A 551-nucleotide genomic window follows, 5' to 3' on the forward strand; every position below is an offset into this window, starting at 1 on the left:
ATTGCCGAAGCGCTCGAAACTGAGCACCTGAATCGCCGGAAATGCAACCCTCACCGTCCTGTCACGGGCGGCGGCGTTTGCTTGCCCCACCCCCGTTTGAGGGCGAAAATGGGCGTTCAGAACAAGTGCGAACATGATGATCGACTCTGCCCGCTATCCCCGCCTCGCGCGCATCCAGCCCCCGGATGACCTGCGCACGTTCGACGAATCCGAAATGAGGGCGGTCGCTGACGAACTGCGTGCCTACCTCATCGAATCGGTGGGCAAGAGCGGCGGCCATTTCGCCGCCGGCCTGGGCGTGATCGAACTCACCGTGGCCCTGCACTACCTGTACCAGACCCCGCACGACCAGCTGGTCTGGGACGTCGGTCACCAGACCTACCCGCACAAGATCCTTACGGGTCGCCGCGACGAGATCCACACCGTCAAGCAGAAGGACGGCGTGGCGCCGTTCCCCAAGCGCGAGGAAAGCGAGTACGACACCTTTGGCGTCGGCCACTCTTCGACCTCGATCTCGGCCGCGCTCGGCATGGCCATTGCCCGCCAGTCCG

At 64.2% G+C, this 551-nt stretch carries 1 protein-coding gene; it reads left to right on the top strand.

What is annotated here, in order from left to right; all coding sequences use genetic code 11:
• Positions 1 to 136: 136 nt before the first annotated feature.
• Positions 137 to 551 (top strand): 1-deoxy-D-xylulose-5-phosphate synthase N-terminal domain-containing protein (locus C9414_RS20990; protein ID WP_368731620.1); only part of this gene is annotated, 415 nt, incomplete at its 3' end.

The sequence above is a fragment of the Bacillus sp. Nf3 genome, from assembly GCF_003028545.1.
In the GTDB taxonomy this organism is placed as follows: domain Bacteria; phylum Bacillota; class Bacilli; order Bacillales; family Bacillaceae; genus Bacillus; species Bacillus safensis.